The sequence below is a fragment of the Clostridium sp. AF19-22AC genome (assembly GCF_003479085.1).
Lineage (GTDB): Bacteria > Bacillota > Clostridia > Lachnospirales > Lachnospiraceae > Faecalicatena_A > Faecalicatena_A orotica.
In genome coordinates this window covers 19,388-27,380 of record NZ_QUGN01000039.1, presented here as the reverse complement: position 1 = coordinate 27,380, position 7,993 = coordinate 19,388, and the positions used below count along the sequence as shown (strand labels likewise).

7 protein-coding genes are annotated in these 7,993 nt (G+C 43.6%); 1 reads left to right on the top strand and 6 read right to left on the bottom strand.

Annotated elements, in window-relative coordinates:
- Nucleotides 1–37: 37 nt before the first annotated feature.
- Complete coding sequence (locus DWX43_RS25850) at nucleotides 38–988, top strand: 3-isopropylmalate dehydrogenase (RefSeq protein WP_187370897.1); 951 nt, start codon at nucleotides 38–40, stop codon at nucleotides 986–988.
- Nucleotides 989–1,063: 75 nt separating this feature from the next.
- Here the strand turns inward: DWX43_RS25850 and DWX43_RS25845 are convergent, their stop codons facing one another.
- The 6 genes from DWX43_RS25845 to DWX43_RS25820 all read right to left on the bottom strand — a co-directional run bounded on the left by DWX43_RS25845 (nucleotide 1,064) and on the right by DWX43_RS25820 (nucleotide 7,991).
- A complete protein-coding gene (locus tag DWX43_RS25845; RefSeq protein WP_109733313.1) occupies nucleotides 1,064–1,327 on the bottom strand; it encodes a GIY-YIG nuclease family protein in 264 nt (87 codons plus the stop codon).
- 49 nt (nucleotides 1,328–1,376) lie between these two features.
- Nucleotides 1,377–2,573 carry an ATP-binding protein gene (locus DWX43_RS25840; protein WP_118622836.1) on the bottom strand — a complete coding sequence of 399 codons (1,197 nt, stop codon included), beginning with the start codon at nucleotides 2,571–2,573 and terminating at the stop codon, nucleotides 1,377–1,379.
- A 116-nt stretch (nucleotides 2,574–2,689) separates the two neighbouring features.
- A complete protein-coding gene (locus tag DWX43_RS25835) occupies nucleotides 2,690–3,433 on the bottom strand; it encodes a M23 family metallopeptidase (protein ID WP_109733304.1) in 744 nt (247 codons plus the stop codon).
- 42 nt (nucleotides 3,434–3,475) lie between these two features.
- Nucleotides 3,476–4,465, bottom strand: a complete 990-nt coding sequence (locus DWX43_RS25830; protein WP_118622834.1) for a SpoIID/LytB domain-containing protein — start codon at nucleotides 4,463–4,465, stop codon at nucleotides 3,476–3,478.
- 67 nt (nucleotides 4,466–4,532) lie between these two features.
- Entirely contained in the window at nucleotides 4,533–5,507 is a 975-nt protein-coding gene (locus DWX43_RS25825) for an RNA-binding protein (RefSeq protein ID WP_243099475.1), read from the bottom strand.
- A 9-nt stretch (nucleotides 5,508–5,516) separates the two neighbouring features.
- The gene (locus DWX43_RS25820) at nucleotides 5,517–7,991 is read right to left on the bottom strand and encodes a glycogen/starch/alpha-glucan phosphorylase (RefSeq protein WP_118622832.1); all 2,475 of its coding nucleotides are present in this window, start codon (nucleotides 7,989–7,991) and stop codon (nucleotides 5,517–5,519) included.
- Nucleotides 7,992–7,993 lie beyond the last annotated feature (2 nt).

Sequence of the window (7,993 nt, the reverse complement as noted above, 5' to 3'; positions counted from 1 at the left end):
TCCGTACATTTCACATGCTATAATGGAGGTGCAGTACATGACAGATAAAAGGCTGCAATGGCATCCGGCATTTATTGCCGCCATGCAGATTGACTTTGGAGAGGAGGCTGACCGTCTTATTTTTCTTTCCGAGTTGGAATTAAACAAGATGCCCATGAGGATTGATGCACTGGTCATTAAAAAAAATGGTTCTGAACCGTTGAAAAAAAATATGGGCCGATTATTAAAGGGACATAATATTTTCGAATATAAAAGTCCGGAAGATACCCTGAATATTGATGATTTTTATAAGGTTTATGGCTATGCCTGCTTTTACAAGTCTAATTCAGAGCAGACGAATGCAATTAAACAGGATGACATAACTATAACATTCGTCTGCAGCAGGTATCCCCGTAAAATGCTGGAAGAAGTTACACGTTTTCGAAAACTTGAAGTCCGAAGGACTGCTCCGGGAATTTATTATCTGGAGGGGGACCCCTTCCCTATACAAATATTAATATCAAAAGAATTATCCCCGGAAGAAAACCGATGGCTGGGCAGTCTGCGTACAGACTTACAGCCTGACCAGAATCTGAATGTTCTGCTTGAAGACTATGAAAAGCATAAAGATTCCAGACTCTATCAGGCTGCTATGGATTTAATAGTGCGGGCTAACCCCGCGGCAATGGAGGAGGCGAGATCAATGTGCGAAGCACTGCATGAATTATGGGCTGAGGACCTGGAAAAGGCTACTAAGGAAATTGCTAAAGAAATCACTAAAGAGGTTACTGAAGAAGTTACAAATAAAGTTACCAAAGAAGTTACTAACAAAGTCACTAAAGAAGTCACTAAAGAAGTCACCCGTAATGATATCCTGCTTTTTGTTGAAATCCTGCTTGAAGACGGGTATGGAGAATCCACCGTCTGTGAAAAACTACACCAGAAATTTCACTTGAAGAAAGAGGATATTCAGGATTATATTCAACAGGTACGGAACAGAAGCAATTAATTTGCAGGCAGATCTGTAAACAGCGGCCTGCAGTTTATATTTATGGTTTTAAGTACGATTGGTTAATATTTTTATTTATTCACATTTATCCTTACCTTTCCCCATATGGAGCAGATTCATCTTCTGCTCCCGGGTAAGGTGCTTGATTGCATATTCCCGTTTCATTGCTTCTTCCTTTGTCTCATAAATCTCATAATAGGCCAGTTCCACGGGTCTCCTGCCCTTTGTATACTTAGCGCCCTTCCCTGCGTTATGGTCACCCAGCCGCTTTTCAAGGTCATTTGTCCAGCCGGTATACAGACTTCCATCATTGCATCTCAGTATATAAGTAAAATTCATATTTTATCTCTTCCTTTTGATTTTATCACATACAATTTATACCTAATAATTATTCTTTTCCTAAAAACTCTAATATATTCTGATGGATAATGCCATCCCTTGAAAAATCCATTTTATCCATCGACAGCACATATTTCGGGTAATTGTCTGCCACCTGCCGATAAACACCGAATTCACGGTCAATCACCCTTTGGTCTGCCAGATAATAAGCAACCTGATAATACTCCTTATCCGTTCCGTTTACCGCCACAAAGTCGATTTCTCCGTTTCTCGTCTTCCCGACATAAACCTCGTAACCACGCACCAGTAATTCATTATATACTACATTTTCCAGAAGGGCGCCCATCTCCAGTTTAAAACCGCTATTTCGGATACGCCCCAGTCCCATATCTGTCAAATAATACTTATCTAATTTTGTAAGAATCCGCTTGCCCCGTATGTCATATCTGGATGCTTTAGACATAATCAGTGAGGAGGTAATATGTTCCAGATAATTATAAATGGTCTCTCTGGAGACTTTCCGGTTAATGCTTAGAAAATAATCTGATATTGCCGTGGCAGAGAATGTCTGGGATGGATTGCATACAAGGTACTCTATAATTCTGTTGAATAACTCGATATCCTTAATTCCTGCACGCTGCACAATATCTTTCAGTACAATCGCATCATAAACATCTCTTAAAAAAGTTTTGGTCTGTTCTTCCCCTTCCATCTGAAACCTCTGAGGAAGGCCGCCCCAGGTTATATAGTCATAGAATAATTCATCTGTCACATCGCCCGGTTTTATCTGCTTCAATTCACACATTTCACGGAAAGTAAATGGCATGATCCGAAAACTTACATATCGCCCTGTAAGAAATGTTGCAAGCTCTCCTGACAAGAGCTTACCATTAGATCCTGTAATAAATATACTTGTATTATACTTTACTTTCAGCGAATTAATGACACGTTCAAAATCGGGGACTGTCTGGATTTCATCAAAAAACAGATAATATTTCTTGTCTGTTGTGATCTGACTTTTTACATAATCATGCAAATCCATTCCTGTCCGGATAAAAGAATAATCATAGTCTTCAAAATTGATATAGAGAATCTGATCCTTTCCGATTCCCTGTGTTTTAAGTTCATCCATGATCTGCATTAACAGGACTGATTTTCCGCAGCGCCTTATACCTGTAATCACTTTTATTAAATCCTTATCATAAAATCCCCGTATTCTTTTTAAATAGGTTTCACGTTTTATCATCCTCACGTCCCCCTTTTATGTATATTATCGAACTTAAATGAAAATTTGTCAAGTAAGTTCGATGTACCGTACTTACTTGACAAATTTGTGATTTAATCCATTTGAATTTGTACTTGCTATGATTCCATGAAATCTAAAGGATTGACTGGTTCTCCGTCTTTGAGTATTTCAAAATAGAGATTGGTTCCTTCTACACTGTAGTATTTTGTTGGTTCGCTGAGATACCCTACTGTCTCACCGGCTGCTACATAGTCGCCGATCTGCAGAGGTACTTCTTTGAGCTGCCCGTATACCGCTGTATATCCGTTCCCCATATCAAGGGTAACAGTTGTCCCTGTCTGGGCGGACTGCTCCACGTTTGTTACGATACCGGCTGCGGATGCTGCAATTGTTTCTCCTACTTCTCCGCCGATTACCAGTGCCGGGTTATACTTATACTGCTCCAGTGTTGAAAAATAAACTGTCTTGTCCATGCTGTAGTTGATCAGGATTGCTCCGCTTGCAGGCCATTCGAGGACACTTTCCTCGCTGAACCATACGTCGGAAGCCCCTGATGCTGTTGCAGAGTTATCTGCCGTGCTTTCCGGTGTAGTGCTTTCATTGTCTTCTGTTTCATTTTCTGTTGATGTATTACCTTCTGCTTCCGGCAGTACAATGTCATTTGCCGTAGTTGCTTCACTCTTCTCTTTTGCTAACTGTTCTGTTTGTTCTTCGGCTTTTGCTAACTGCTCATCTAATTTTTTCTGATAATTGTTAAATGTAAATGCTCCTACCATTACAATTACAGCTACAAAGCAGATTACGATGCCGACTGCTGCGCCTTTCCCTTTTAAAGAAAACGGCTTTTCATTCTTATTCATATTCATCACCTCTGGCTATATTTTTGCCAGAAAAATGACGCCTTATTCGATTTTTGAAAATATTTCTCCGCCGTCTGTCATTTTTGTTCCTTCAAAAAAATTTTGAAGGATTTCTTCACAGCTTTTCCCCTCTTTTGCCATCTCATTCGCGGTCCACTGGCTCATTCCCAAACCATGCCCCCTGCCTGAGGTTGTGATACGCAGCTTCCCGTCCGCATCCTGTAGTGAAAATGCGCTGGAAGCCAGTGTCAATGCATCCCGGAACTGATCTCCTGTGCAGACTGTATCGCCTATTCTGAGTTTTGAAACATAACCGGCAGAATCATACTCCTGTATCTCAAAATCTGCAAAGCTGTATGTTTTTTCTGCATTTTCTTTGTCCACGGCAACCAGAAATGCCTGGCACTTTGTCTGTATCTCCTTGTAATCCATGGTATAGACGTGCATCTCATCGTCTGCTTCCTTGTCGAGCGGGCATTCCTTTACCACTAAATACGGATAGTCCCCGCTTCCGAGGACTTCCTGTCCGCTCCTTGTTTTTCCGTTGCTGGACTGGTGGAACGGAACCATAGCATATGTATCATTATAGTATAATACCTGATTCGCCGTCTCATCCACTGCCGCCTTCAGTTTCTTATAATTTGCGTCATAGTCTGCCGCGTCCCACTTTTTTTCCAGATCTTTTTCACACAGGTAGCTCTCCGTCAGAACTTTATCCCCATCACCGTCAAGAGTTTTATACAGATTTGTGCGGATAACTACTGCCTGTGCCTTCAGGGCCTCTTTTTCATAAGTCTCCGGCATTTCCCTTGCCAGCACTCCTATAAAATATTCTTCCCACGGTACTTCCAGCACCTGCTTTGTACCGTCCTCTGCTGTCTTTTTTACCTGCACATAGGCACCGCCGTTCTTGCCGATCACTTCCATATCCGCACCGTTTACAAATACAGCCACTATATAGGGAAGTAAAATCAAAATAATAAGGAATGAACCGATTGTTTTTGCTTTCTGACGCATGTAACGTTGTCCCATAAAAAAGCCCTCCATATAATTATATATATGAAGGGCGTTAAGGGGGCAGACCCCTTTTCTTAAAAATTTATAACGGTGTTCTGTCCTGACTGTCTGTCAGAGGTTCTGAAGGAGCATTCTCTGTATTTTCCGCAGATGTTCCCAGATGAATCACATCCTGTGCAGGCGGCTCAACCGGCGCATGAACTTCATGCTCTGCCGGACGTTCCCCTTCAGTGGGGGCCTGCACCGGCGGTACAGGTGTTTCCGCCTGTACTGGCATCCCGGGCTCAGCCGGAGGTACCGGCACTTCCGGTCCCATGTGAGGTCCCATGTGAGGTCCCGGTGCAGGTCCCCCCTGCGGCGGCATTACCGGAGGAGGTGACTGCATAAACGGCCGTCCAAGATCCGGTTCCATTCCCGGATTATAGTCCTTATTCCTCATAACAAAGAGGCAGATTGACTCATAAAGCGGGATCAATGTGCTCAGTACTGCATGGGCAACGGACATATTTTTTGTTGTAAACTTCTCCAGTATCTGGTGATTCACAAGAACCCCCAGCACTTTGTAAACTGCGCCGTAGAGTACCGCAGTAATCATCCAGATGGCGAAGAGTATAATCAGGCCCATGATCAGTCCGGTGCTGACATGGGGATCACCGTATCCGTACTGATATCCATACATGGCACCTGTAAAGGTATCTGCAAATGCACCGATCCCGACTGCCCATAATATCATATAGAATACGAAGTTCACCGCACCAAATATAAAGGGCATGACAAGAAGCCAGATTCCCGGGTTCTTAATTCCTTTGTTCTTCAGGCTGATCCGCCCAGCCAGTTCTCCGTGGAGATATGTCCTGGCAAAAGGGATAAATGCAAGCCACGGATAATCCATTCCCTGGCGCTTTGCAATGGTATACATGCCGATACCCTTGAAAACATAACTAATTACATAAAACAGGAAAAAGACAAGCAGCACGATAACATAGATTGCAAGTATACCCGCAAGTATCCTGTCCGCCGCTGATGTTGTATAATTATAAGTGTCGTAATAATTCATAAACGCCTCCTATTCCGGCTGTCCTGATGGTACATACACCTTTTCCAGTTTCCAGATGTCCTGCACGTACTCCTCGATTGTTCTGTCTGATGTAAACTTGCCGCTGCATGCGGTATTAAGCATTGCCATTCTGGACCATCTCTGCTCATCACGGTATGCTGCCTCCACCCTCTTCTGGGCCTCCGCATAAGAACGGAAATCCTTCAGGATGAAATACATATCAGCCTTGTTTGTGCTCTGTGTATTCAGAAGTGAGTTGTACAGGTTCTTGTACATCTCATGGTTGCCGTTAGCATAAGTACCGTCCATCAGCTGGTCAACAACACGCTTTAATTCCCAGTCATTGAAGTAAATGTCGATCGGATTGTAGCCGCCGTTGTTCTCGTAATTAATAACTTCTTCTGAACTCAGGCCGAAGATAAATGCATTCTCTTCCCCTACTTCTTCCACGATCTCAACATTTGCACCATCCATAGTTCCCAGAGTCGGCGCACCGTTTAACATAAACTTCATGTTACCTGTACCGGATGCCTCTTTTGATGCAGTGGATATCTGTTCGCTGACATCAGCAGCTGCAAATAACAGCTCTGCATTGGATACACGGTAGTCTTCGATAAATACGACCTTGATCTTTCCGTTGATGCTTCTGTCATTGTTCACAACGTCTGCCACGGAGTTGATCAGCTTGATCGTCTCTTTCGCTCTTAAATACCCTGCCGCAGCCTTTGCACCAAAGATAAATGTTCTCGGATAGAAGGACATCTCCGGATGCTCCTTGATCTGGTTATACAGATACATGATATGGAGGATATTCAAAAGCTGGCGTTTGTACTCGTGGAGGCGTTTAACCTGCACATCGAAAATTGACCTCGGATCTACGTCAATGCCGTTATGCTCCTTGATATACTTTGCCAGACGTTCCTTATTCTTGTACTTGATCTGCATAAATTCTTTTCTGAATCTCTCATCGTTTACATACGGCTTCAGGTTGGAGATCTTGGAGAGGTCTGTGATCCATCCGTCCCCGATCAGCCCTGTGATCCAGTCTGCAAGCAGCGGATTGCCGTGGAGGAGGAAACGTCTTTGTGTAATACCGTTTGTCTTATTATTAAACTTCTCCGGCATCATCTCATAGAAATCCTTCAGCTCCTGATGCTTCAGAATCTCCGTATGGAGCTGTGCAACACCATTTACAGAAAAGCCTGCAATGATAGCCATATGTGCCATACGCACCTGATTATCTCTTAAGATTGCCATCTTTCTGACTTTTTCTTCATTGCCCGGATACTGTCTGCGGACCTGCTCGATAAAACGGCGGTCGATTTCCTGTACGATCTGGTAAATACGAGGGAGAAGCTTAGAGAACAGGTCGATCGGCCATTTCTCCAGTGCCTCTGACATGATCGTATGGTTCGTATATGCACAAGTCTTTGTTGTTACATCCCATGCCTCTTCCCAGTCCAGTCCTTCCACGTCGATCAAAAGGCGCATCAGCTCAGGAACTGCAACAGTCGGGTGGGTATCATTCATCTGGATTTTTACTTTTTCATACAGCTTCTTAATATCATCATGATCCTTTTTATACTTCTCGATCATTGCCTGAAGGCTGGCTGAAATGAAGAAATACTGCTGTTTCAGCCGCAGTTCTTTTCCTGCATAATGATTATCGTTCGGATAGAGTACGTCAACAATCATCTTCGCCAGGTTCTCCTGTTCCACGGCCTTGTGGTAATCCCCTCTGTCAAAGGATTCCAGAGAGAAGTTCGTAATCGCCTGTGCATCCCAGATACGCAGTGTGTTTACAACATGGTTGCCATATCCGACGATCGGCATATCATAAGGGATCGCCATAACAGATTCATAATTTTCCTGAATGAACTTATCCTTTCCGGTTACCGGGTCTTTCTCAAAACGAATCGTACCGCCGAAACGGATTTCCTTTGCATACTCTTCCCTGCGCAGTTCAAACGGATTTCCTTCCATTAACCAGTCATCCGGAGTCTCGACCTGATATCCGTTCTCGATCTTCTGCTTGAACATTCCGTAACGGTAGCGGATCCCGCATCCGTAAGCCGGATAGTTCAGCGTCGCCAGAGAATCCAGGAAACATGCAGCCAGACGTCCCAGACCGCCGTTTCCAAGAGCCGCATCCGGCTCCTGGTCCTCAATCGCGTTCAGGTCAATGTTCATCTCTTCCAACGCTTCTTTTACTTCCTTGTAGGCGGTCATATTAATCAGGTTGTTGCCAAGAGCACGGCCCATCAGGAACTCCATTGACATATAATATACCGTCTTGGCATCCTGCTTCCTGTACTCTGCCTGAGTCGCCAGCCAGTCATCAATAATGATGTCCTTAACCGCATAGGATACAGCCTGGAAAATCTGCTGGGGAGTCGCCTCCTCAATCTTCTTGCGGTATAATGTCTTCACATTATCTTTTACAGTTTCCTTAAACGTTTCTTTTGCAAATCTTTTACTATACATAA

Bases quoted from the DNA above. Each gene is read 5' to 3' on its own strand.
- DWX43_RS25850 (WP_187370897.1), top strand. From the start codon at position 38: ATGACAGATAAAAGGCTGCAATGGCATCCGGCATTTATTGCCGCCATG.
- DWX43_RS25845 (WP_109733313.1), bottom strand. From the start codon at position 1,327: ATGAATTTTACTTATATACTGAGATGCAATGATGGAAGTCTGTATACC.
- DWX43_RS25840 (WP_118622836.1), bottom strand. From the start codon at position 2,573: ATGATAAAACGTGAAACCTATTTAAAAAGAATACGGGGATTTTATGAT.
- DWX43_RS25835 (WP_109733304.1), bottom strand. From the start codon at position 3,433: ATGAATAAGAATGAAAAGCCGTTTTCTTTAAAAGGGAAAGGCGCAGCA.
- DWX43_RS25830 (WP_118622834.1), bottom strand. From the start codon at position 4,465: ATGGGACAACGTTACATGCGTCAGAAAGCAAAAACAATCGGTTCATTC.
- DWX43_RS25825 (WP_243099475.1), bottom strand. From the start codon at position 5,507: ATGAATTATTACGACACTTATAATTATACAACATCAGCGGCGGACAGG.
- DWX43_RS25820 (WP_118622832.1), bottom strand. From the start codon at position 7,991: ATGTATAGTAAAAGATTTGCAAAAGAAACGTTTAAGGAAACTGTAAAA.